This is a genomic window from Roseiflexus sp. RS-1, assembly GCF_000016665.1.
Classification (GTDB): domain Bacteria; phylum Chloroflexota; class Chloroflexia; order Chloroflexales; family Roseiflexaceae; genus Roseiflexus.
In genome coordinates, this window is sequence record NC_009523.1 from 5,321,712 (window position 1) to 5,346,823 (window position 25,112).

The window sequence follows — 25,112 nt, forward strand, 5'->3', positions numbered from 1 at the left end:
ACCTTTGTGAGAACTGCTAACGGAGGGGGCGCACGGTCGTGCGCACCCACGATTCCACACCGGGAGGGGTGGTTCGCAAACTGCCCCTCCCGATTCTTCACGGAACCTCGCACCCCTTCAAGGGTCGCACACACGTGATGGCTGGAGCGCATACTACATTGTTACACCAGATGTGTGTGATACAACTTGTAACGAGAAGTTCGCCCCAAACAAACCGCGCTTCACGCACCCTGTATCTCGTTCGCCGGTATCAGCGCCTCCTCTGTGATAGACACGCTGCGCAAGAGTGTCATCTTTTTTTCATAGACCATCATTATCATAGCGCTACTCAATACGCTTAAGCTCTGCCAGTGAGGTTACAGGTATGCGTCGCGGTATGGTCTGGCTCTGGCTATCCGGTCTGATCGGCGGTCTGATAATGTTCATTCCCACAACAGGGCAAACGCCGGTTGCGCGTGCAACGGTTCCAAACAATCAAAACTGGATATTCACGCCAGGAACGTGTGATCCGGCGTTCCAGGGCGCCGTGTTTGCGAACTGGAATCCGGCGACCGGAGCGCCCAACTGCGGCGTTTTCACCTCTGGGGCGCCATCAGTGAATCAGTTCGATACCGGTCAGGTCTTCCCGCCCAACGTTCTCAGAGATGAAGCGAGTGTCACCGCACCATGCGAAAACGGTCGCATAAGCGGTCTGTGTTATCGGATGTGGTACGTCGGCACGCGTCCCGGCGAGCCGTATCGCCGGATCGGGTATGCCGTCTCACCGGACGGCGTTTCCTGGTATCGCGTTCAGGGGACGCATACCGGCGGCAGCGTCTTCGAAGGGTCTGGAACGTCTGGACATTCTTTTGATCAGAACGGCGTGACAACATTTCATGTGATCAAGGACGGCGGACAGTATCACATGTGGTACACCGGCGTCAGTAGCGACTGGCGCTGGGTAGGGTTCGGTTACGCAACTTCGACCAACGGCATTACCTGGGTCCGACAGAACGGCGGAGCGCCGGTCCTGACGTCGCGTCCTGGTTCGGGTTTGTTCGACGATGATCGCATTATCGGACCGTTTGTGCTGATTGATGAAGCCAGCGCTATCGCACCGTGCGAAGGCGGGCGCACCAGCGGGCGTTGCTTCCGCATGTGGTATGAAGGGTTCCGTGCGAATAACACCTTCTATGTAGGACACGCGCTTTCTTCCGATGGGATATCCTGGTCAATCGTCAACGGACCGGCGCCTCTCGGATCAGTGCTGGCTGGAGATCCGAATGGTCCGCTCGGCTTTGCTGCGTTTGACTCAAACAATGTCGGTTTGACGGCAGTCATCAAGGATGGCGCTATCTATCGGATGTGGTACCAGGCCAAAAGCTACCAGAATCCACCAGAGCACCCCTTTGGCGATTGGTTCACCATCGGACATGTCACCTCAGTGGATGGAGTGAACTGGGTGCGCCCCAATCCTAATCTGCTTGCGTTCAGCGGTGATATGGACACGATCAGTGTCAATCCCCCTGGAACCAACGACGATGTGTGGGTCGTGCGGCTGTTGAAGGAAGACCTGACCTATCGGATGTGGTATGCCACCGCCGGAACGCCGAACAGTACGCGCTTCGGTCTGGCTGAGATGACGCAGGGATCGCCGATCACGCCAACCGTGCTGCGCAACGGTGATGAGTTTACGATCACCATGACCACGCAACAAACAATCCCGCCCGATGGCAGTGTCTTGATCACCCTGCCGCCAGACGTTGCGCTCGATCAGTTTGCTGCGGTCGAACTGCAAGGTTTTGAACCCGGCGCTTCGCTCCTCCGTGAACGCGCGGCGGTCACCGATGCGTACAGCGGGTTCGCCGCGCGGGATGCGATCCTGATCCGGTTGCCGAACGGCGCCGTCCTCGGACCGAAAACAATCCGGTTTAATCTCGGCGCTGGCGCACCCAACCCGTCCACCTTCCTGATCCAGACATTCGACACCCACAAGGTGCTCGAACGCGCGCGCGTCGTTCCCGGCGATCTCCGGGTGACCCAGAGTGTGGCTTCGGTCGTTGCTGGCGAACCGGCAGTGTACACCGTTACGGTCAGCAACGTGGGTCCGAATGCGGTCACCGGGGCGGTGCTGAACAGCACATTCCCGGCGCAACTGAGCGGCACGACCTGGACGTGTGTTCCGTCGGGCGGGGCTTCCTGCGCGCCAACCAGCGGCAGTGGCAACTGGATCAACAAGACCCTCAATCTGCCGGTTGGGAGCAGCGTCACATTTACCGTCACCGGTGATCTGGTAAGCACGGCAACCGGCAATCTGGTCAGTACCGTCGGTGTGGCGACTCCTGACGGCATCAATGAACTGACGCCGACCGATAATACGTCCACACTCTCGACGCCGATCAGTGTTCGCGGCGACCTGGCAATAACGCGAATGAGCAACCCGGCCGTTCCGCAGGCAGGTCAGCCGATCACCTACACGCTGACGGTAACGAACGCCGGACCGAGCACCGTGGTCGGTGCGACCGTGGTGAACATCTTCCCGATCAGCGTCACGAATGTCATCTGGAATTGCGGCGCGACGTCCGGCTCGGCGTGCCCCTCGTCAGGAAGCGGAAGCATCAATGCGCCGGTCACGCTTGCGCCGGGCGGGAATGCGGTTTTCACCGCCACCGGCGTGGTGTCGCCAGCGGCGCTGACGATGCCGCCGCATTCGGCTATCGTGACAGTGCCGGGGAATGTGACCGATCCTGATCCGGACAACAACGTGTTCACCGACGGTGGCGGCCTGGGGCGACCTGCCGATCTGACGATCAGCAAGACGGTGGCGCCAGCGGTTGTGGTTCCCGGACTGCCGGTGACCTATACGATTACGGTGACGAACACCGGCAGCGCAGATGCCGATGGCGCGACCGTGCTCGACCTGTTCCCGCCGACGATCAGCGGAGTGGCGTGGACATGCAGCGGCGCGAATGGCGCAACATGCGCGCAGTCAAGCGGCAGCGACAACCTGACGCTGAGCCTGCCGTCGTTCCCGGTCGGCGGAGCGGCGACGATCACCATAACAGGCGTCGTGGCGGCAGACGCAACCGGCAACCTGGTGAATACGGCGCAGGTCTTGCCGCCGGTCGGCGTGGACGACCCGACGTTCGCCAATAATACGTCCACACTCTCGACGCCGATCAGTGTCCGCGGCGACCTGGCAATAACACGAACGAGCAACCCGGCGGTTCCGCAGGCAGGTCAGCCAATCACCTATACGCTGACGGTAACGAATGCCGGACCGAGCACCGTGGTCGGTGCGACGGTGGTGAACATCTTTCCGATCAGCGTCACGAATGTCATCTGGAATTGCGGCGCGACGTCCGGGTCGGCATGCCCCTCGTCGGGAAGCGGAAGCATCAATGCGCCGGTCACGCTTGCGCCGGGCGGGAATGCGGTTTTCACCGCCACCGGCGTGGTGTCGCCAGCAGCGCTGACGATGCCGCCGCATTCGGCAATCGTGACAGTGCCGGGGAATGTGACCGATCCTGATCCGGACAACAACGTGTTCACCGACGGTGGCGGCCTGGGGCGACCTGCCGATCTGACGATCAGCAAGACGGTGGCGCCAGCGGTTGTGGTTCCTGGTCTGCCGGTGACCTATACGATTATGGTGACGAACACCGGCAGCGCAAATGCTGATGGCGCAACCGTGCTCGACCTGTTCCCGCCGACGATCAGCGGGGTGGTGTGGACATGCAGCGGCGCGAATGGCGCAACATGCGCGCAGTCAAGCGGCAGCGGCAACCTGACGCTGAGCCTGCCGTCGTTCCCGGTCGGCGGAGCGGCGACGATCACCATAGCAGGCGTCGTGGCGGCAGACGCAACCGGCAACCTGGTGAATACGGCGCAGGTCTTGCCGCCGGTCGGCGTGGACGACCCGACGTTCGCCAACAACAGCGTCACGATTTCGAGTACGCTTCAACCGCACACCGATCTGGTGGTGACACAGAGTCTCCCTGTGCACGCATTTGTAGGACAAACCATAGTGTACACGGTCACGGTACAAAACAACGGTCCGAGTGTTGCTGCCAGCGCGCGGGTGAGCAACACGCCACCGGCGCTCGTGACGGTGACCGGTTGGGCGTGTGCAGCGTCGAGCGGGTCGTCCTGCGGTGCAGCAAGCGGCAGCGCACCCGTCGATGATATGGTGACGCTGGCGCCGGGCGGAACCGTGACCTACACAGTGACCGGGGTTGTCTTCCGGCGGGCAGTAGGGGCGTTGCCCTTCTCCAGTACGGTTGCCGCACCGACAGGCGCGGAAGACCCCGTGCCATCGAACAACCGGGCGGAGGGTTCAACACAGGCGTTGTATGTGGTGAACCTGCCGGTCATTGCGCGATGAGCGCGAACGGCGCGTCCGTCTCAATCAGGGCTTCGGGGGAGCGTGAACCCGCTCCCCCGATCTCTTTTGAGACGGGAAGTGACAGCGATCAGTGCGCTTTTCAGGATTGATTGCACATCTGAAAACAAATCGCACGCATACTGCAATCGCAATCGACGACGACGTATCGTACAGTGGGCATCGAGAGGGTGTGCAGATTGCAACCCCGGTGAAGTTTCTTGAGATCAACGTACTCAGCCTATGTCTCGTCGTCGTTCACGTCACTCGCCCGATGCCGGGTCTGCCATCGGCGCTCTTTTCCTGCTCGGATTGATCGGATTTCGTCCTTTCTGGCAAACCGTAACGAACCTTGCCCTCCCCTGGCAGATCGCTGCTGCGGTGCTGATCCTCTCGGTTGCGTTTGTGATCCTGTGGTTTGTGCGTCTTTTGATACGTCATGCGCGCCAGCGGAGCCTGGTGCGTAAGGAACTGTACGCGCTCACGCCGACCGAATTTGAAGAACGGGTGCTGCTCTTGTTGAAAGACCTGGGCTGGAGTCATCTCAGATTGCGCGGCGGCAGTGGAGATCGCGGCGTTGATCTGGAAGGCGAGTTTCAGGGTACACGGTATGTCGTCCAGTGTAAGCGCTACCATCACAATAAGTCGGTTTCTCCCTCAGCGGTGCGCGATCTCGTCGGAGCGTTGCACATTCAGAAAGCCGACCGCGCATTGCTGGTGACGACAAGTTCGTTTACGCCGCAGGGGTATGCCGAGGCGCGCGATCAGGCAGTGGAACTGTGGGATGGCGCTATTCTGGAGCAGAAGATAAGCGAAGCTGCCAGGTTGCGTGAAGACCCGACACGTAGACAGGCGGTGCAACGGCGACGCCTTGCAACATTCATTACACTGGTGGTGATCAACGGGTTAAGCGTTCTGTCAGCATTTGCGATTGCAGGTCCGCCATCGTCTGCGCCACCAACTATTCGCACAGCGCCGACGCCCTCTCCTGAAAGTATTGCCGGATCACCTCTGGGAAGAACCGCATCTTCTCTTCCCTTGCCTACCCAGACTCCTTCTTCGGAAGAACCTCAACCGACAGCGCTGCCGACACCGACGGTGGCGCCGACAGAACCCCCCGTCCCGACCACAACCGTTTTCAATGGCGGGAATGTGCGCGCTGCGCCGAATATGCGGGGCACGGTGCTCGATCAGGTGCACGCTGGCGAGATTGTCGAACTGCTCGGTCGTTCGGCGGACGGAAACTGGCTCTATATCCGCAATCCGCGCGGTCAGGTTGGCTGGACGCACCGCACCCTGCTGACTCTCGAAGCAGACATCAGTGAGCGTCTGGAGGTGGTAGCGCCGTGAACAACGGAACCGGGAGGTCGCGCCAGGTCGCCCTGGACGGTTACAGGGGCAGGTTTTTTGGAAGCCCCTGCGTGCCATCTCCCGTTTCAGGCATCAGGACGCCCAACCTCCCCCTTCTCCCCGTGTGGGAGAAGGGGGCAGGGGGGGATGAGGGGCAAAGGCGCCCTGGAATGCAGAAAATCACTCATCTCTCCCAAGAAATCTACCCTTGAGAGGCAGAGGTGATGAGGGGCAAAGGCGCCCGGCGCGAAGCCTCTGACTGCCGTTCCCGGCTGTAAACCGAATTGATGAAGAATAAGAATATCAACCGGTATTCGCCCTCGTGCCGTCGGGCTGATGGAGATTGAGCATTTAATCCGATATGTGCCTCGTGCCGTCGGGCTAATGGAGATTGAGAAATAAATCCGCTATCTCGCGCTAGCCGTGGGGCTGAAGCCCTCGGCTAGCCAGGGCGAAGCCCGCCTGCGCGGGCTATACCGGAATAATTATTCAAAGACCATAAGCCCTCGGCTAGCCAGGGCGAAGCCCGCCTGCGCGGGCTGTAGCGGATTATTTACTCAAAGGCCATAAGCCCTCGGCTAGCCAGGGCGAAGCCCGCCTGCGCGGGCTATACCGGAATAATTATTCAAAGACCATAAGCCCTCGGCTATGCAAGGCGACGCCCGCCGGCGCGGAACGCGAACCCCAACGGTGACCCTATCGACCATCGGCTATCAATTATCGGCTATCGACCATCGGCTATCGGCTATCGGCTATCGGCTATCGGCTATCGACCATCGGCTATCGGCTATCGATTATCGCCTATCGGCTATCGAATGCAAAACCCGTCTGTGCGTCACGCGAACTCCAACGGCGACCCTATCGACCATCGGCTATCGATTATCGGCTATCGATTATCGCCTATCGGCTATCGATTATCGCCTATCGCCTATCGGCTATCGATTATCGCCTATCGGCTATCGAATGCAAAACCCGCCTGCACAGACCAGACCGAATACCTACCCCTGCGCACGAAGCGCCTGTCCCACCCAATCAAGATGATGCAGGCGCATCAAGCCATAGTGGTACACGTCCATGCTGGCAACGCCGCGTTCGCGCAGGAGAGCGACTTTTGCCGTCATCTCTCCGGCGTCATAGCAATCCGGCGGCATCGGGCGCACGCCAACGGTAAGGTGGACGCCGTCCGGCAGCAGGTTCGTGTAAGCGTCGAGATCGGCGCGCACGCGGTTCACATCGCGGGCGTAGGCTAACACGGCAATGCCGTGACACGCCGATGCAACCGCTGGAAGGTCGAGACCATCCTCCCAGGCGCGCAACGGCGCCGGATCGCCAACAGGCATGCCGGTCGCATATCCTACCTCTGCTCCCGACATGTCCATCGCAATGACCTGTGTCGAACCGACGGCGCTGACCGCTTCGGTGATCTCTGTTACAAGAGATGTTACAACTGCGCATCTCTGTTCGAGCATGTTGCCGAGTTCGCCATCTGCCAGCGCTGCCAGCGTAGAGCGCTCGACCGGCATGTGTTCGACTGCGCTGGTCTCACCGTTGAAAACACGTTCCACCTCACCCTGCACAAAGCGTTGCACACGTTCCATATCGACGCCACGAGCCGTCAACTGTGCAGTGCAGTGGGGGCAGAAGCAGAGACCGAGGAGGAAACGAATAATGGGTGACAGCGGCACAAAACTCCGTTCGTGGTGATACCCGTGATCGAATGAGTGGTACCCGATCGATTCGAGCAGAATCGCCTGCACGCCACGACTGGCAAGATCGGCGCTGAGCGCGCACAGGTAGGCGCGGGCGTGCGGGTTCGCCGGGCAGAGGCAGGTGATATACGGATCGCCGAATGCATTCTGGAGCGCGCAGTCGGGGTATTGCGAGCCGAGACCGGTGTTGTGCAGGTTGGTCGTCCAGGCGCGCACCGCCATACCCCGACGTTCGGCTTCCTCGATACAGTGACTCAGCGGATCGTGGTCGTCGGTCAGGCGGCTACGGATCGGCTGAATCTTGAGACCGGCGTAGCGCGCCGGGTCGGGGCGGAAGAAGCAGGCGCCGCCTTCGAGGAACCGCACCTTACGTCGGGGATTATGTGGGAATACATCGCGGGCGTGATGATAACTGCACGCCAGGTTGACCGCTGTGGCGCCAGCGCGGTTGCGAATCGTGTCGAGGACATGACCGTAGCCTTCATCCACCAGATCATACGCGAACACAAAGACGGACGTCTGCATACTGGCTCTCCTGTCGTGCTATGCAACGGGAATGCGCCCTTCTCCGGGAAAGATCATGATGCTCCATGCAACCAGCGCACGAAGCGCTCATGGTTTTGCTCCACGACGTTCTTAATGAAGTATTGACAAACGCCATGGGGTATGATACAGTACCTTTGTCAGTTCACTGAACTAATGAAATCGTCTGCAGCCATTGTAACGCATCTCAGGCGTTTTTGTCGATAGTGGACGGGTTGGTCTCAGCAATCCTGCTGAAGACGCCGGTCGTTTTCAGGGCATCCATGAGAAGTCTGCTGGCAAAAGCCACGCGGCAACACACGAGAAACCACAACAGTCGGCTGGTGCTGCGTGTCATTTATGAAGACGAAGCGATCAGTCGCGCGGATATTGCGCGGAAGACCGGGTTGACCCGCACAACCGTCTCGGCAGTCGTGAACGAACTGATCGAACAGGGGTTGATTGAGGAGACCGGCGCCGGTCAATCGTCGGGAGGGCGACTGCCCATTCTGCTGCGCGTGGTACACGAGTCGCACTGTGTGGCGGCGTTGAGTTTCGAGGATACGCAGATCGTCGGGGCGCTCGTTGATATGCGCGGCGGTATTCAGCGACGGGTCAGCGTCCCGTTGCAGGGGTATCGTCCTGAAGATCTGCCTGGCTATCTGACGCAGTTGCTCGACGATCTGACGGCAGACCCGGCGCCGCACATCCTGGGGATCGGTTTGAGCATGCCGGGGATTGTGGACCCCGTGCGCGGCATGGTGCGGCGCGCGGTCAATTTTGGTCTCGTCGATACCCCTTTGCGGCAGTTGCTTCAGGATCAGTACCGTTTGCCGGTGTATCTCGACAATGCTGCGCGTCTGACGGCGCTGGCTGAGTACATGTTCGGCGATGGCGCCGCCAGCGGTAACCTGGTGGTGATCAGTATCGGGGTTGGCGTGGGGGCTGGCATTGTACTCAACGGCGCCCTGTTTTCAGGTGACGGGTTTGGCGCTGGCGAAATCGGTCACGTCGTCGTTGCTGACAATGGCATCCGCTGCAACTGCGGCAATGTCGGCTGTCTGGAAACGGTTGCCAGCGTTACGGCAATCGTTCGCGCTGCGCGCAGGCTTGCCACCGATCCGTCGTCACGTCTGCGCTCACTGGCGTCGGCAGCTGCGGCGATCGACTTCAATACCTTTTGCCGGGCGCTCGAAGAGGGTGATGATGGTGTTGCCGGGATCGTCACAGAGGTCGGGCGCTACCTCGGAATCGCAGTGGCGCATATCGTCGGATTGCTCAATGTCGAGCGCATCGTGCTGACCGGCGCGATTGCCGCGCTTGGTCCACCACTGCTGGAAGCGGTCAAAACCTCGCTTGCACGTCACGCGCTCGCTCCGCTGGCAGCGATGACGAGGGTCGATCTGGTTCCCGAACGACATGACGCGGTGCTGCTGGGTATCGCCGCAATGGTGCTCGATCATGAGTTTGGGTTGCTGCGCTTGGATAGTCAGGCGCACATGCAGCACTGAGTTGCCGGTTTGACGATGGTAGCGGCGCGCCCGCCCGCGCTCGCTACGTTCTTGCGCTGCTATTTCCCAACATAGTCGCCCGTGGCATCTTCCAGGGCGCATCTGCTCAATGCAGCATGCCGGTGAGCAATCAAGACGGTCAGGCGTCTTGTTGCCGATTCGACGTAGGTCACGTTTATCGGAAGGAGGCGTCGCATGAAGATTCCCGAACGATCAGACACGCAGGTACACGGATCCCGTTCAACCCTCACCCGCCGCCAGATGTTGCGGCTGCTGGCAACCGGTGCGGTCACTGCCGCCGGTGGCGCGCTGCTTGCCGCCTGTGGCGGAACAGCGCCGACTACCCCGCCGGGGAGCGCGCCCGCGCAAACATCGACACGACCGCTGACGCCAACGTTCTACCAATGGATCGTCGATCTCCATCCATCTATTCCACAGGTCAACAGCACATTCGAGGGGTTGAACTTCCAGATCGCGCCGGTGCAGGGTTTTGGCATCGAACGCTTTGTCGCCGAGGCGAAGAACCAGGAAAGCACGTGGGATGTCTATGTCGGTATGACACCGTTCGTCGAAATGAGCCAGTTGATCAAGGCGGATGTGATCGAACCGTGGGACGACTATATTCCCAAAGATGTGCTTGACGACATTCTTCCGCCGATCCGCGAAGAGTGCACCGTGAATGGCAAACTCTACAGCTGGCCCTTCCTGCTCGACGTGATCGGCATGGCCTGGAACAGCAATCTGACGGACAAGGCAGGCATTACGACCGTTCCGACGACCTGGGACGAATACCTGGCGAACGCGAAGCAGGTGGTCGACTCCGGCGCGGCGCCGTATGGCGCGACGTACGACGCGCGCGGGTGGCGCTCGCTGGCGCCATTCACCCATAGCCTGAGCACAAACGTCTACACGCCCGAAGGTTTGTTCGACTTTACCAGCGAGCCAGCCGTCGAAGCGCTGATCCTGATGAAGAAGATCAAAGACCTGGCGAACCCCGATATTCTCAATGAAGGGACAACCGACGGCGGCGTGAACAACACCCCCGACGAAGGAGCATTTGCGGCGCAACAGGTTGCCTACTACACGAAGTATTTCAACGCACCGCTCCGTTTCGCCCAGACCGGCGGGTTCTCCGACAAGTTGCAAATGGCGGGTCTGCCGCGCTTTGCGAACAGTCAGGGTGGCACCGTCTTCTGGACGACCGGCGCATGTCTGTTCAAGTACGGCAAGAATAAGGAAAAGGCGGTCGAGTATATGCGTGCGCTGACGTACAATCAGCAGATCTGGAAGGACTCGATCGCCGGATCGCCGACTGCGCATCCAGGTCAGTTGCCGCCGTATAAATCGATCTATGCTGAATGGGAGGCGAACAAGCCTGACTGGATGCAGCCGTTCGTGGCGCTGGTGCGGGAACAGTTCGAGCGTGCGCGCGCTATCACGAACCATCCCTTTGGGTTGACGCAGTTCGTTATCGGGAAGCCGTTCTGGGAAGAATACCTCACCGGCAAGGAATCGGATCCGCGAGCGGCGTTGCAGAAGGCAAAGGACGCAGTGGCGGCGGAGATTGCGAAAGCCGGGTAGGAGCAGGTTGCAGGTTGCAGGTTGCAGGCGGGCATAACGCGCAGAGACGTTGCAGTGGAGGAACGTTGCATTGCAACGTCTCTACGATCTCAAGGACGGATGGACGATCGTGGAAGAGGCGAGTATGGCGACGGTAACTTCCAGGGTGGCAAGTGCAGCGCGCACGTGGCGTTCGACCTACCGGATGGCTGATTACGCCAACCTGCTGTTTCTTGTGCCGGCAACCTTCTTCTTTGTCGGCTGGCAGATCTATCCGATCATCCGCGTCTTTGTTCTGAGTTTCACCGATTACAAGTATCTGGAACGCAATCCGCCGAACTTCGTTGGATTGCAGAACTATATCAACGCGCTCAATGATCCGCTCTTTCATGTTGGCCTCCTGCGCGCGTTTGCATTTACCGCAGCGTTCGTTCCACTCACCATCCTGATCCCGCTGGTGCTGGCAGTGCTGATCGACCGGGTGACCACGCCGTGGCTCTCGTCATTCTACCGGATTGTACTGCTCATTCCCGCTGTCATTCCCGGTCCGCTGGTGTTCGTGCTCTGGAAGTGGCTCTTCGATTTCCAGATCGGTCCGGTTAATACCATCCTGGTCGAGTGGCTGGGCATCTTCACCCGCCAGACGGCGCCGCAGTGGCTGGGCGGCACACCCCTGTCACTGCCAGCCGTGATCATCATGGAAGTCTGGTGGGGGCTTGGATACCACACTATGTTCTTTCTTGCCGGTCTTGCTGCCGTACCCAAAGACCTTTCCGAGCAGGCGCGCATCGACGGCGCGAGTGAATGGCAACTCTTCTGGCGCGTGATCGTTCCCCGTCTTTTACCGATCCTCTCGATCCTGGTCGTGTTACGCTTTGGCACCGCAATGTCGGTGATCGATGAGTATCTGATCTTCGGCGGTTTTCAGCGTACCTCGCCAACGTATACCTGGACGGTCTATATGTACGATCTGGCGTTCCGTATCGGCGACTGGTTGCAGGGATATGCTGCGGCGATTGGCTGGCTGGGGGCGCTGATCATGATGGTCTTTGTGGTCGGGATGCTCTACGTATTCCGGTCGCGCGATTAGTTGGAGGTGGTCTGTGGCTGCGGCAATTCAGCGCCATCGCCGGCGCCGTTTCCCAACCGGTCTCATCGCCCGACATGCGGTGATCAACGTTTTTCTGGTCATCATCGTGCTGCCGCTGATCTGGGTGTTGCTGATGTCGGTAAAGTCGCTGCCAGAGTCGTACTCAACGAACTTCTGGCCCCGCCAATTCGATTTCAGCCACTACGGGTTCGTGCTCACCCGCATTCAGACATTGCCGCAGAATATGTTCAACAGCATTTTTGTGACGCTGGCAACGGTTGCCATCACAACCTTCTGCGCTATTCTCGGCGGCTATGCGCTGGTGCATGTGAAGTTGCCCGGACGGATGCTGTTGATCTGGCTGTTGATCGCATCGCTCTTCTTCCCGACGCGCCTGCTCTCGCTGATCTCGATCTATGAGATTCAGCGTCAGTTGGGGTTGCTCAACACGGTCGTCGGTTTGATCTTTCCCTATGTGACGCTGAACCTGGCGGTCAGCGTCCTGATCATGCGCGGGATCTTCGAGCAGTTGCCGCACGAACTGGTCGAGGCAAGCCGTATGGATGGGTGCGGACCGTGGCGCACCCTATTTCTGGTGCTCCTGCCGCTCCTGCTCAACGGCATTGTCGTCGTGTCCATGGTCAACTTCGTCGGTGTGTGGGGCGAGTACCTGCTGGCAGTCACCCTGACGAACGATCAGGCGACGCGCACCCTGCCGGTTGTGCTGGCTTCGGCGCACTCCGGCATGGGGCAGTGGGCGTATCCGCGCATCGCTGCGGTGTATGTGATTGCCGTGACTCCTGGTATCATTATCTTCGCCCTCTTCCAGCGTCTCTATTTCAAAGGGTTGACCGAGGGGGCGATCAAGTTGTGAAAGGGAGCGTGTCATGCACCTGGTCAATCATCCTTCTGGCGGGTTTGCGTTTTTGCCCGGCGGTCCCCCCTATTCCGCCGGTGTCGTTGCGCTACCGGGGTTCGAGATTGTGCGGGCGACATTGCAGCGTCCCTTGCCGTATCGCGCCGGTTTCGCCCTGATCGACCGCTATCTCGCAACGGTCGGACGACCGGCGACTGCGCTGTGCGCCATCGAACTCCGTTCCCCGAAGCCGTGGAGCATGGAAGACTTCCGTGCATTCAACGCTGAGTATCGCATCGAGTTGCAAACGCGCGGCATTCTGCTCGATGAGGTGAACCCGGTGGCGCGCACCAATGTCGCGCCTGCCTATCTCCCGCCTGAAGAACCGTCGCTCTATGCCTTCTCCTATACCGTGCCAGCAGCCACGACCGGTCGCACGTTCGTGATTGCTGGCGCCGGCGATCTTGACGAGCACGGGATTATTGCCGAAGGTCAGACGTCACCGGAGGCAATGCGCACGAAAGCGTCGTTTGTGATGCGCGTGATGCTGCAACGCCTGGCTGCGCTGGGATGCGGCATCGATGATGTGACCGATATGACGGTCTATTCGGTTCACTCGCCGCTCGATTTTCTGACCGATATCCTGCTTTCGCCGCTCGGCGTCGCCGCAGTGCATGCCTTCCACTGGTACTACAGCCGTCCGCCGATTGCCGGTCTGGAGTTTGAGGTTGATATGCGCGGCGTGCGCCAGGAGTTGCGCATATGGGAATAGGAGAGGCGACGATGCCCGATCTACCGTACCACGCTGTCCCGCACGTTCCAGCACACTGGTCAGCTGGCAGCGATCCCTTCTCGTGGGAGTGGATTACGCTGCCAGCAATAACGCCATTCATCCTGGCTGATGGAAGCGGACCTGCCACCCAGCAGACGGTTGTACGTCTTGGGTACGATGCGGACGCGCTGTATGTTCGTTTCGACTGTGACGACTGCGACATCTGGGGGACATATTGCGAGCGCGACGATCCGATCTACGATGAAGAAGCGGTCGAACTGTTCATCAGCCCCGGCAAGGAAACGCCGGTAGACTATTTCGAGTTTGAGATCAGTCCGAATGGCATCTTCTTCGATGCACGGATCAGCAACCCGGACGAGCGACGCGCCACGTTGCGCGTCGATACGGCATGGAACGCTGATGCGCGCTGGTGGGCGCGCCGTGAGGACGCTGTGGGGCGCTGGACGGCGATTCTGGCGTTGCCCTGGCGCTGCCTGACGTGTGAGCCGCTTCCGTCGCTCTGGCGCGCCAATTTTTTTCGGATCGAACGTCCGCGCGATGGAGAACCGGAGTTCAGTTGCTGGTCGCCAACATACACAACGCCTGCCGATTTTCACAAACCCTCCTGCTTCGGGTATCTGATGCTCGCAGAATAACACGGTGAGAGGATTCGCAATGCAGCGATTGAAGGATAAAGTTGCGCTCATCACCGGTGCAGCGCGTGGCATTGGTCGGGGGATTGCGCTCTGCATGGCGGAAGAGGGCGCCGACGTCGTGCTCAACGATTTGCCGCCCGACGCTCCGGGGGTGGTCGATGCCCGCGCCACCGCCGCCGACATCGAGGCAATCGGTCGGCGTGCGCTGGTGGTGTACGGCGATGTGGCGGATCGGGATGCCGTCGATCAGGTGTTCGCCGCAGCCATCGAGCAGTTTGGACGGGTCGATATTGCGGTTGCCAATGCTGCGTTTTCAATCCGGGAACTCGTGGTGGAGGCGCAGTGGGAGCATGTGCTGCGCACCATCGAGGTGACGCAGTTCGGCGTCTTTCACACCTGCCAGGCGGCGGCGCGCCACATGGTCGCGCGCGGCGGTCCTGGCAAAATCATCATTATTGGTTCGATCCTGGCGCAGATTCCGCTGCCGACCAGCGCAGCGTACAACATGGCAAAAGCGGCGGTCAACCACCTGGCATCGACAATGGCGGCGGAACTGGCGCCGTACCGCATCAATGTGAATGTCATCAATCCAGGGCATATCGACACCCCCGGCGAACGCAAATTCGCCACCGAGGAAGAGTTGCAGCGTGCAGCGCAGCAGATACCATGGGGACGCCTGGGAACGCCGCACGATATTGGTCGTGCGGCGGTGTTTCTTGCCAGCGACGATGCCGATTACATCACCGGCAGCGCCCTTTGCGTCGATGGCGGGTACCGGGTGGGGATGCGGTTGTACGGATGAGGTGACGGCGCTGCGAACATTCGCTGCAATTCAACCCTGATCGAGGATGCGCCGCTGATGCTCCGGCAAAATCGCCCAGATCGCCGGTGCGCGTTCCGCCCGCTGCGGCAGCACTTGCCCATCAACGATCGTCATCGTGCAGACCAGGCGCCGGTTGCCAGCGCGCGGATTCATCTCGACATCGTAGAATGTCACGTCCGCTTCTTCAAGGCGAAAGAGCGCCACATCCGCTGGCACCCCAGGCTGCAATGTTCCGAGTTCCGGTTTCCCGATCGCCAGCGCCGGTCGGCGGGTTGCCCGGTCGATGATATCGGGGAGCGACATGCCCAGATTGAGAAACTTTGAGAGTGTCGTTGGCAGATCGAACATTGGTCCCTGCACACTGAGTTGATGAATGTCGCTGCTGATAATGTCGGGCAGCAGCCCTTCCGCCAGTGCTGCTTCAGCCACCCGATAACTGAACGACCCGGTTCCGTGCCCGATGTCGAGCAGCACGCCACGCTCCTGCAGCGTGCGTGCAACCGGGGAGAGGCGTCCGTCGTCGGTGAGCAGGCGATGCGTGCCGCCGGTGAAGCAATGGGTCAGAATGTCACCGGGGCGCAGGAGCGCAACAATCTCGTCAAGCGCCGGCGGAGCGTTGCCGATATGCACCATTAGCGGCAGCGCCACCCGGTCGGCGAGGGTGCGCGCCAGTTCCAGCGGGCGGATGCCGACGCCGCGCGTGGTGTTGTGATCGATGCGCGCCTTGATCCCGACGAGCATATCGCGATTCTCTTCGATCGTCCTGGCTGCCAGATCGATGTCGCAATAATCGAGATTGGCGAACTCCCAGGTTGGCGCAATCAGCCCGATCGCTGACAGGTTGAGAAACGCGAATATGCGCACCCGGCTGGCATTGCAGATGAAGTGGCGAAAGCCGGGGAAACTGTACGCGCCAGCGCTGCCAGCATCCACCCAGGTGGTCACCCCGCTGCGCGCCGCAACCGGGTCGGCTTCAATTCCCCAGTAGGTAACGCCCCAGTAGACATGGGTATGCAGATCGACCAGTCCAGGCGTCACAATCTGACCGGTCGCGTCGATCACAGCGCGCGCCTGCGCCGGATCGATGGACTCCGCCACCGCCGCAATGCGTCCACCGCTGATCGCAACGTCGAAGGGAGCGTTGCGATGGTTTGCCGGGTCGATCACATGCCCGCCGCGAATGAGAAGGTCGTACATATGTTGCTCACTGCCATGCTGAAGGAAACCGTGGGGCGCTATTATCTATGGAAAGGCGCAGGAATGCAACTATCGCCCGTTGTCACTATGACCTTCGTCACATTGCGGCATCCCCCTTCTCGCACATTTTCACAATCTATCCTCCCGCACTTCACCGATCACCGGTTTCGCGCTACGCTGAGAGCGAACGAACAGGAGGCTGCCATGAGCGAACTGGCGATTGACATACGTGATGTGCGCGCGCACTATGGCAAAGGGCAACGGCGCGTCGAGGCGCTGAAGGGCGTTTCTCTGGACGTGCAGCGCGGCGACATCTTTGGTCTGCTCGGACCCAATGGCGCAGGCAAGACGACGCTGCTCTCGTGCATCGAGGGCTTGCATCGCCCGGATACCGGCGCCATCGTCGTCGCTGGCATCGATGTGCTGCGCGATCCGCAACGCGCCCGGCGCAAACTGGGCATTCAACTCCAGAGCACTGCGCTGATCGACGGATTGACTGCGACCGAACTCATCGAAGTCTACGCTGCGCTCTACGAAGTCTACCCATCGCGCAGCAGGATACTGGAACTGCTGGAACAGTTCGCCCTTGTTGATCAGGCGCACCGGCGGGCGAAACAGATGTCGGGCGGGCAGCAGCAGCGTCTGGCGCTGGCAATCGCACTGTCCACCAACCCGGAAATTGTGTTGCTCGACGAACCGACTGGATCGCTCGATCCGGCTGCGCGCCGCGAAGTCTGGCGCATGATCCGCACACTGAAGGATCAGGGGCGCACGATTGTGATCACAACGCACAGTATGGACGAAGCGGAGTCGCTGTGCGGGCGCGTAGCGATCTTAGATGAGGGGCGCATCGTGGCGTGCGACTCGCCGCACCGCTTGATCGCCGCAGCCGACGTGCGACCGGTGCTGAAAGCAACGGTTGATCTGCCGCTGGACGCCCTTCCGCCATTGACTGGCGCACTGGAGATGCGCTACGTCGGCGAACGACTCGAAATCGAGACGGCAAATCCTGAAGCCACGCTGCAGGCGCTCTACATGGCGGCGCAACAGTACGGACGGTTGGTGCGCGATATTACTGTGCGCCAGCCTAACCTGGAAGATGTGTACCTCAAATTGACAGGAAGGAGCCTGAGCCAGCTATGAAACGCTTTTTCATCCTCGCAAGAGCGCTGATGCTGTCGTATGCGCGTGAACCAATGGTCGTATTCTGGAACCTGGTCTTCCCGGTGTTCCTGCTGGTCATCTATCGCTTTGTTTTCGGCGGGACGGATGTTGATGGCGCCACATTCATGCAGTGGGTCGTACCGGGTATTGTCGTGCTGAATATTCTATCGTTCGGCATGCTCGGCGGTTCTGCATTTATGACCAACATGCGCGCAACCGGCGTGTTATGGCGCTTAAAGGCGACGCCAACACCTGCGGCATACCTCGTGGGCGCATTCATGATCGTCAATGTGGTGATGTGTCTTGCACAGACGGCGCTGGTTATGGGGTTCGCCGCCATCGCATTTGGCTGGAGCGTCCCGTTCGACCGATTGATCCTGAGTCTGCCGATGATCCTGCTGGCGGTGATTGTCTCGGTGGCGCTGGGGCAATGCATCAGCAGTCTGTCGCCCGATCAGAAAATCGCCATTGCTGTCGGGCAATTGCTGTACTTCATACAGTTGTTCATCGCCGGGCTGGTCATTCCTGTCACGAATATGCCGGAATGGCTGCAAAGAGCGGCGCGTCTTCTGCCCGCCTACGCCGTCGGCGATCTGGTGCGAGCGCCATTGATCACCGGCGACCTGGGTGGAGATGGAGCGCGCAACCTGGCGCTCGCCATCGGCTATACCCTGGCGGCGGGCATCCTGGCGGTTCGCTTTTTCCGCTGGCAGGGAAGCAGGTGAAAAGGTTGCAGGTGGAAGATGGGAATGTTAGACGTGGACGCCCGACGCAGGACTGCGACGTTGGGGCGTCCGCAAGGGATCGGTTGCAGGCAGGCTGATCGTGGTGTAGGATTCTGGCTATGAAATCGCTCCGCGCAAGGTCCGTTCCGGCAAACAGGATGTTTCAGGACCATCCTGATTTGCCATTGCCTGCGCACATTTTTGTACCCTATGTCCGGTTCTGGCACATCGTCACGACCCTGATCTATCTGGCATATGCAGTCGGAACGATCTGGCAGCAGCGTGCGGCGCTGGACTGGCGCGTCGCAGTGGTTACGGCGCTGCTGGCGGCCCAATTGGGGGTGTATCTGCGGCTCTATGTCTTTGCGCAACGCTGGCCCCCGTCACTCTGGCAGCAGGCGATCTATTTCGGCGGAGGCCTCGTCGCCTGGCTGATCCAGTCGCACCTGTTCGAGCACTTTTTTGGTCTGATCTTCATGATGGTGGGGCAATCGTTCGGGCTTCTGACGCCACTGCCCGCCATCGTCACTGTTGTGACGATTCTGCTGCTGACGATGCTCCAATCGGCAGACTGGCGCATCCAGAACCTTGATCCAGGTCTGGCGGCTGCGAATGGCGGCATCGGATTGTTGACCATCGGGACATATCTGCTCCTGTACTATACGATGCGCACCAGTAGCGAACGCGGGCGGCTCATTGCCGAACTCGAAGCAGCGCGCCGTGAACTGGAGCGTAGCCGGGACCAGGCTATCGAACTGGCGAAACTACGGGAACGCGAACGCATCGCGCGCGACATGCACGACTATCTGGGTCACACGCTGGCGGCGTTGAGCGTGCAACTGGAAGCGACGCAGCGCCTCTACCGGGTCGATCCGCAGCGCGCAGATGCGCAGATAGATGCGATGAAGACCCAGGTGCGCGAAAGCATGGCTGCGCTCCGGCGCACTATCGCTGGTTTGCGCACCCCCGGTCTGGGTGATCGTTCGTTGCATCAGGCGCTGCTGGAACACTGCGTGGCAGTCAGCCAGCGCAGCGGGATGAACGTCAATTGCCACATTGATCCTGCAATCGACTGCATCCCGCCAGTCCTTGCCGAAACGTTGTGGATGGTCGCGCAGGAAGCCCTGACCAATGTCGAGAAGCACGCACACGCCACATCCACAGAAGTGGCCGCAACAGTTTCGCCACAGGAGGTGCGCCTCTGCATCCGCGACAACGGCGTGGGTCTGCCTGCGGACGCCTTCGAGCGCCCTGGTCACTATGGTCTTCGCGGCATACGGGAACGGGTGGAGGGAGTCGGCGGCATCCTGTCTGTAACCTCACATGGGCATCATTCATGGGCGACGACGATTGAGGCGGCGCTACCGCTCATTGCGCAGGAACGCAAAGCGTGCTGATGTTGCAGCAATCCGGCGGGATGTGATAGAACGCATCCAGACGAAGGGAAGGCATCATCGTGCAGCAGTCGGACATATCCATCCTGATCGTCGAAGATCAGACCCTCATGCGCCAGGGCTTGAGGACCATTCTTGATCTTGAAGAAAGCATCCGTGTGGTCGGAGAAGCGAGGGACGGCGCAGAAGGGGTGCGAGAGGCGCTCCGGTTACGGCCCGACATCATCCTGATGGATGTGCAGATGCCGGTCATGAACGGTGTGGAGGCCATACGCGCGATTATTGCCGCGTGGTCTCAGGCGCGCATCATTGTGCTGACCACCTTCGACCGTGATGATTATGTGTTTCAGAGCGTCCGCGCCGGTGCGATGGGCTACCTGCTCAAAGATGCCCCAGCTGAAGCGCTCCTGCAGACGATCCGGCGCGTTCACGCCGGTGAGGTCTTCATCCAGCCAGAGATCGCCTCGCGCACCCTGCGCGAAGCGGCAACCGGCAGACGGCGCGCCGGGACCATACCTTTCGACCTGTCGGAGCGCGAACGCGAGGTGCTGGTGTTGCTGGCGCAAGGGTTGAGCAACCGCGAGATTGCCGGGCGTCTCTCCATCACCGAGGGCACGGTCAAGAACCACGTCTCGAATATTCTTGCCAAACTCCAGGCAGAGAACCGCACGCAAGCCGCCAACATTGCCCGCCGGGAAGGGTTGACGGATTAGGATGGTGCGTGTTTTTGCACCGTTTCCTGGCGTCTGGACGCTTTTCTGGTATCATGCAACACAGCGCCGCCCGGACTGAGACGTAGAGGAGACCTGCATGCAAACAACTGAAGCCCTTCCTGTCACCGAGCCATACGTGCTCGCCGACTATGATGCGCGTGGCGTGGTGCGACTGACGCTGAACCGCCCGCGACAGTTCAACGCGCTCTCCGAAGAGATGCTCGCCGCGCTCCAGGCGGAACTGGACGCCATAGCAGCCAACCCGCAGGCGCGAGTAGTCGTCATCGCGGGGCAGGGGAAAGCCTTCTGCGCCGGTCACGACCTGAAACAGATGAGAGCCAATCCCAGTCAGGCGTACTATGAAGACCTGTTTGCGCGTTGCTCGCACATGATGATGACGATCCAGCGCATGCCGCAACCGGTCATTGCGCGTGTGCACGGCATCGCCACAGCCGCCGGATGCCAGCTGGTCGCCATGTGCGACCTGGCCGTCGCTTCCGAAGATGCAACATTTGCCGTTTCCGGCATCAGCGTCGGGTTGTTCTGTTCGACCCCGGCGGTGGCGTTGTCACGCAATATCGGGCGCAAAGCCGCCTTCGAGATGCTGGTCACCGGCGACTTTATCGACGCCCGCACCGCACAGGCGCTTGGTCTGGTCAACCGGGTCGCGCCACCTGCCGGACTCGACGCTGAAGTGCAGCGGCTGGTCGATGCGATCATCGCCAGACCCGCCGAAGCGATTGCACTCGGCAAATCGCTGTTCTACCGCCAGATCGAAATGGGCATCGAAGATGCCTACCGGCTGGCGGGCGAAACGATGGCATGCAATATGATGGAACCGTGCGCGCAGGAAGGCGTCGATGCGTTCATCGAGAAACGCGCGCCAGTATGGGCAACCAGAAAGTAACCGCTACCTCAGCGGAATGCCGTAGTGCAGTCGGTAGAACGCCATTTTGATCAGTTCAGCGGCAGCGTAACGCCAGACACGCACACCGCGACTCAATGGGTCGGCGAAGGTGTCAAGGAACGGCGCAACACTCGCCGTCACCTGCACATCTGGAATGATCGAGCGAAAGGTGCGCACAGCGCGTCGCGTGTGGTACGGGTCGGTGACAATGATCAGCGAACGCCACCCGTGATGCGCTGCCAGGTCGCGCACCAGCGTCGCTTCGTCGTAGGTGCTCTGCGCGGTATCCACCACCAGCGCGACCTCTGCTGGCAACCCACGCGCCAGCGCATACCGCAGTGCAACCCGTGCCGATGAAATTTCAGGCGGTTGACCGGGCAGCGCGCCGCCGGTGAACACCACCACCGGCGCACGCTGCTGTTTGTAGAGGTTCAGCGCGTGGATGGTGCGGTTCGGCGGATATGCCTCGCCTCCCAGAACAACAATCGCATCCGCCGTTTCGCCAGCATCATCGACAATCAGCCAGGGCGCGACAAGCAGCGGGAGGATCAGGCTGGCAATCAGCACAAGAACGCCAAATCCCATTCCTGACCAGGAAACAGTGCGAACTGACGAGCGACGATAGGGTAGCGCAGACACAGCATCTCAGGAAGCGCTTTGCGCTTCGATAAAATGGTATTGAGTATCCATTCCTTCAGCACAGGCATTATACACCGAACATACGCTCGCCGCCAACCATCTGTTCGCAGTCAGATCGGCGACGTTTGCCGTGGAGTGAGGGTGTCCCGACCTCGCAGGGCAGTCGAGAGCACGCTGCCCGCGCTCCCATGATGGGTCACAAAGTGGAGCGAGGGTGTCCCGACCTCGCAGGCTTACGGGGCAGGTTTTTTGGCAAGCCCCGGCGTGCCATCTCCCGTTTCAGGCAGCAGGACGCCCAGACCCCCCCTTCTCCCCTTGTGGGAGAAGGGGGTCGGGGGGATGAGGGGCAAACGCGCACGGGAACGCAGAAGGGAAAAAGGGCGTCAGGATAGCAGTCGAGAGCACGCTGCCCGCGCTCCCATGATGGGTCACAAAGTGGAGCGAGGATGTCCCGACCTCGCAGGCTTACGGGGCAGGTTTTTTGGCAAGCCCTGGCGTGCCATCTCCCGTTTCAGGCAGCAGGAGACCCAGACTCCCCCTTCTCCCCTTGTGGGAGAAGGGGGCTGGGGGGATGAGGGGCAACAGCGCCTGGAAATGCAGCAGGGAAACAGGGCATCCAGACGAGGGTTTGGAGGGCGATCTTCTACCAGGAGGTGCGACCGGACGTTATACCCGCACGTGGGCGCGCCGATGACGGGGATGTCCGTTGCGCGGGACAGTCATATGCGGTCGAGCCGGGATGCCGGTGACCACAAGGTGATCATCAACCGCCGAGGTCACCAGCGCACCGCCGCCAACCACACTCCACGCGCCAATCGTGCACTGTGGCAGCACGGTTGCGCCGATGCCGATCAGCGCCCCTTCGCCGACCACAACGCCGCCGCCGAGGGTTGATCCCGGCGCAATGTGAGCGTGGGCGCCGATGCAGTTATGATGCTCGACAATGCTTCCGCTGTTGAGAATAACGTTTACGCCGACGCGCGCACTCGCATTCACGACGGCGCGCGCAGCAATAACCGTTCCCGCACCGATGATGGCATCACGCGCAATAATTGCCGATGGGTGACACGCAACCGTGAACTGCTTACCACACGCAGCCAGACGTTCATAGATCGCCTTGCGCGTCTGGTTATCGCCGATCCCGATCACCAGCGCATCGTGTTCAATCGCGTCAATGACAGCGAGCGGACCGAGGATCGGCAACCCCAATCGCCATTCGCCGAAGAGGTGCGGATTATCGTCGAGGTACCCGATCGGCAACAGATTGGCGCCCGCTTCGTGCATCCGCAGCAGAATGTCGGCGACCACCTGCGCATGCCCGCCAGCGCCAATGATCAATACACGCTTCATTGGTACCCGCCTTCCGATGTTCCCTGAAATATGGTCGTTGTGGCGCACCCACGCTGGCTGATCCCGTCACGCTGCGCAACCCGCAAGATCGTCAATGCCAGGATGCGCAGATCGAGCCAGAACGAGAGATGATCGACATACCAGACATCCAGCACGAATTTCTGATCCCAACTGATTGCGTTCCGTCCGTTGACCTGCGCCCATCCGGTGATGCCGGGACGCACCTCGTGCCGGCGCATCTGCTCAGGGGTGTAGCGACCCAGATACTCCATCAGCAGCGGGCGTGGTCCTACCAGGCTCATATCGCCGCGGATCACATTGATCAGTTCCGGCAGTTCATCGAGGCTGCTGCTGCGCAAAAAACGACCGAACGGCGTCAGGCGTTGCTCGTCTGGCAGCAGGTTGCCTTCCGCATCACGCGCATCGGTCATGCTGCGAAACTTCAGCAGCGTGAATGGTCGTCCGTGCAGCCCCGGACGCTGCTGGCGAAAGATCACCGGCGCACCCAGTTGTATCCGCACCAGCGCCGCCAGGATCAACAGCAACGGCGCGAATGCAACCAGCGCAATGCTGGCGACGCAGAGATCGAACACACGCTTCAGATGACGGCGATACATACTGCTATGCCTTGCCGGTCGCCGCGCTCTCCGACGCCTGGACGCCTTTTTCGTGCAGGAGCCGATGGTATGCGGCAAGAACCCGTTGAAACACCAGCCGTTCGTCAAACTGCTCATGCGCCATCCTGCGTCCGGCATCACCCATCGCCCTGCGTCGGTCGTGATCGCGCAACAGGCTGATCAACGCCTCCGCCAGCGCATCCACGTCACGCAGCGGCACGATCAGCCCGTTGCGTTCGTGCTCCACCGCCTCGCGACAACCGCGCACATTGGTAACCACGCACGGGACTCCCATCGCCGACGCCTCCATCGGCGCGCGCGGAAATCCTTCACGGTACGAAGGTAGCGCAAATACGTCCATCAATGCATACATGTCGGGCATATCCTGGCGAACCCCGGCGAAGATGCATGTCGCCGTTCCCGCAGCCGCCTGAATGTCCTCGTGGTTGAGCGCCCCTGCTTTTTCTCGATCAACGCCGCCGACGATCAGCAGTGTTACCGGACCAAAGCGCGACTGTACCTGCTGAACGGCGCGCGCCAGTTCGAGAATACCCTTTTCGACCACCAATCGCCCGACGAACCCGATCACCGGGACGTCCGGCGGCAATCCCAGCGTCGAGCGCAGGTGCGCCAGGGTTGCTGGATCGACCCGGTTCCGATCAAAGCGCTGGATATCGATGCCGTTGCCGAGCAGCTGAATGCGCTCGCGTGGACAGATGCCCAGCCGGATGGCGGTATCCAGGTCCTCGCGGCTCTGCGAGAGGATGAGATCGGAGCAACGAGCTGCGATGCGTTCCATTGCAATGTAGAAGCGCCGCTGCGCAGGCGGCATGTGCTCGTGAAAATAAAAGCCGTGGATGGTGTTGACCACCACCGGCGCCCCCGCCATGCGCGCCGCCAGTTGTCCCAGCAGTCCCGGTTTGGGGGTATGAGTGTGCACAATCGTGAATTGTTCTCGTCGAAAGATGCGGTACAGATGCACCAGCGCGCGCAGATCGGCGAAGGGCGTCAGGCGTCGCGTGAGGGGGACAGCGATGTGGCGGATGCCCATCGACTCAATAACCGGAACGTCGCTCCCCGGCGCGGAGATGCCGGTCACCTCATAGCCCGCCTGAGCGATGCTGCGCATCTGGTTGAGCAGCAGATAGCGCAGCGACTGATCGACCGTTGTGATATGCGCCACCCGCAGGGTCATGG

21 protein-coding genes are annotated in these 25,112 nt (G+C 60.4%); 15 read left to right on the top strand and 6 right to left on the bottom strand.

The genetic code is table 11. From position 1 onward, the window contains the following. Positions 1-364: 364 nt before the first annotated feature. From ROSERS_RS21895 to ROSERS_RS25630, 3 genes are all read left to right on the top strand, one after another. Entirely contained in the window at positions 365-4,363 is a 3,999-nt protein-coding gene (locus ROSERS_RS21895; RefSeq protein ID WP_011958924.1) for a DUF11 domain-containing protein, read from the top strand. A gap of 240 nt (positions 4,364-4,603) precedes the next feature. Continuing rightward, positions 4,604-5,710: a restriction endonuclease gene (locus tag ROSERS_RS21900; protein ID WP_011958925.1), complete on the top strand. Its 1,107-nt coding sequence runs from the start codon at positions 4,604-4,606 to the stop codon at positions 5,708-5,710. Positions 5,711-6,400: 690 nt separating this feature from the next. After that, positions 6,401-6,751, top strand: a complete 351-nt coding sequence (locus ROSERS_RS25630) for a hypothetical protein (RefSeq protein ID WP_198136332.1) — start codon at positions 6,401-6,403, stop codon at positions 6,749-6,751. On the opposite strand, the gene ROSERS_RS21905 is transcribed toward ROSERS_RS25630, so the two are convergent. Then, on the bottom strand, positions 6,709-7,944 hold the full coding sequence (locus ROSERS_RS21905; RefSeq protein WP_011958926.1) for a hypothetical protein: 1,236 nt from the start codon (positions 7,942-7,944) through the stop codon (positions 6,709-6,711). The two genes, ROSERS_RS25630 and ROSERS_RS21905, sit on opposite strands and share 43 nt — an antisense overlap. 281 nt (positions 7,945-8,225) lie before the next feature. Here ROSERS_RS21905 and ROSERS_RS21910 point away from each other — a divergent pair, with 281 nt between their 5' ends. The 7 genes from ROSERS_RS21910 to ROSERS_RS21940 all read left to right on the top strand — a co-directional run bounded on the left by ROSERS_RS21910 (position 8,226) and on the right by ROSERS_RS21940 (position 15,188). Beyond that, the gene (locus tag ROSERS_RS21910) at positions 8,226-9,452 is read left to right on the top strand and encodes an ROK family transcriptional regulator (protein WP_011958927.1); all 1,227 of its coding nucleotides are present in this window, start codon (positions 8,226-8,228) and stop codon (positions 9,450-9,452) included. A gap of 195 nt (positions 9,453-9,647) precedes the next feature. Then, positions 9,648-11,033: an ABC transporter substrate-binding protein gene (locus tag ROSERS_RS21915; protein ID WP_011958928.1), complete on the top strand. Its 1,386-nt coding sequence runs from the start codon at positions 9,648-9,650 to the stop codon at positions 11,031-11,033. A 70-nt stretch (positions 11,034-11,103) separates the two neighbouring features. Further along, positions 11,104-12,102: a carbohydrate ABC transporter permease gene (locus ROSERS_RS21920; protein ID WP_011958929.1), complete on the top strand. Its 999-nt coding sequence runs from the start codon at positions 11,104-11,106 to the stop codon at positions 12,100-12,102. A gap of 13 nt (positions 12,103-12,115) precedes the next feature. Further along, the gene (locus ROSERS_RS21925; RefSeq protein WP_011958930.1) at positions 12,116-12,976 is read left to right on the top strand and encodes a carbohydrate ABC transporter permease; all 861 of its coding nucleotides are present in this window, start codon (positions 12,116-12,118) and stop codon (positions 12,974-12,976) included. A 13-nt stretch (positions 12,977-12,989) separates the two neighbouring features. Further along, on the top strand, positions 12,990-13,730 hold the full coding sequence (gene cnbZ / locus ROSERS_RS21930; protein WP_011958931.1) for a 2-amino-5-chloromuconate deaminase CnbZ: 741 nt from the start codon (positions 12,990-12,992) through the stop codon (positions 13,728-13,730). Then, positions 13,721-14,386, top strand: a complete 666-nt coding sequence (locus tag ROSERS_RS21935; RefSeq protein WP_011958932.1) for a carbohydrate-binding family 9-like protein — start codon at positions 13,721-13,723, stop codon at positions 14,384-14,386. The genes cnbZ and ROSERS_RS21935 overlap by 10 nt, the downstream gene beginning before the upstream one ends. A 19-nt stretch (positions 14,387-14,405) precedes the next feature. Next, a complete protein-coding gene (locus ROSERS_RS21940) occupies positions 14,406-15,188 on the top strand; it encodes an SDR family NAD(P)-dependent oxidoreductase (RefSeq protein WP_011958933.1) in 783 nt (260 codons plus the stop codon). A gap of 30 nt (positions 15,189-15,218) precedes the next feature. Here the strand turns inward: ROSERS_RS21940 and ROSERS_RS21945 are convergent, their stop codons facing one another. Further along, complete coding sequence (locus tag ROSERS_RS21945) at positions 15,219-16,406, bottom strand: amidohydrolase/deacetylase family metallohydrolase (RefSeq protein ID WP_011958934.1); 1,188 nt, start codon at positions 16,404-16,406, stop codon at positions 15,219-15,221. A gap of 204 nt (positions 16,407-16,610) precedes the next feature. On the opposite strand from ROSERS_RS21945, the gene ROSERS_RS21950 reads away from it, so the two are divergent. From ROSERS_RS21950 to ROSERS_RS21970, 5 genes are all read left to right on the top strand, one after another. Continuing rightward, positions 16,611-17,549, top strand: coding sequence for an ABC transporter ATP-binding protein (locus tag ROSERS_RS21950; protein ID WP_011958935.1), 939 nt, complete (start codon positions 16,611-16,613; stop codon positions 17,547-17,549). Next, positions 17,546-18,295 carry an ABC transporter permease gene (locus ROSERS_RS21955; RefSeq protein WP_011958936.1) on the top strand — a complete coding sequence of 250 codons (750 nt, stop codon included), beginning with the start codon at positions 17,546-17,548 and terminating at the stop codon, positions 18,293-18,295. The genes ROSERS_RS21950 and ROSERS_RS21955 overlap by 4 nt, the downstream gene beginning before the upstream one ends. Before the next feature lie 179 nt (positions 18,296-18,474). Then, positions 18,475-19,692: a sensor histidine kinase gene (locus ROSERS_RS21960; RefSeq protein WP_198136333.1), complete on the top strand. Its 1,218-nt coding sequence runs from the start codon at positions 18,475-18,477 to the stop codon at positions 19,690-19,692. A 59-nt stretch (positions 19,693-19,751) separates the two neighbouring features. Further along, entirely contained in the window at positions 19,752-20,402 is a 651-nt protein-coding gene (locus ROSERS_RS21965; protein ID WP_011958938.1) for a response regulator, read from the top strand. 97 nt (positions 20,403-20,499) lie between these two features. Further along, positions 20,500-21,309: an enoyl-CoA hydratase gene (locus tag ROSERS_RS21970; protein ID WP_011958939.1), complete on the top strand. Its 810-nt coding sequence runs from the start codon at positions 20,500-20,502 to the stop codon at positions 21,307-21,309. Positions 21,310-21,312: 3 nt separating this feature from the next. On the opposite strand, the gene ROSERS_RS21975 is transcribed toward ROSERS_RS21970, so the two are convergent. From ROSERS_RS21975 to ROSERS_RS21990, 4 genes are all read right to left on the bottom strand, one after another. Continuing rightward, the gene (locus ROSERS_RS21975; RefSeq protein ID WP_232282708.1) at positions 21,313-21,948 is read right to left on the bottom strand and encodes a YdcF family protein; all 636 of its coding nucleotides are present in this window, start codon (positions 21,946-21,948) and stop codon (positions 21,313-21,315) included. Positions 21,949-22,614: 666 nt separating this feature from the next. Further along, on the bottom strand, positions 22,615-23,298 hold the full coding sequence (locus ROSERS_RS21980; RefSeq protein ID WP_011958941.1) for an acetyltransferase: 684 nt from the start codon (positions 23,296-23,298) through the stop codon (positions 22,615-22,617). Beyond that, on the bottom strand, positions 23,295-23,915 hold the full coding sequence (locus ROSERS_RS21985) for a sugar transferase (protein ID WP_011958942.1): 621 nt from the start codon (positions 23,913-23,915) through the stop codon (positions 23,295-23,297). Before ROSERS_RS21985 ends, ROSERS_RS21980 begins: the two co-directional genes overlap by 4 nt. A 4-nt stretch (positions 23,916-23,919) precedes the next feature. Continuing rightward, positions 23,920-25,110: a glycosyltransferase family 4 protein gene (locus ROSERS_RS21990; RefSeq protein WP_011958943.1), complete on the bottom strand. Its 1,191-nt coding sequence runs from the start codon at positions 25,108-25,110 to the stop codon at positions 23,920-23,922. Positions 25,111-25,112: the final 2 nt, after the last annotated feature.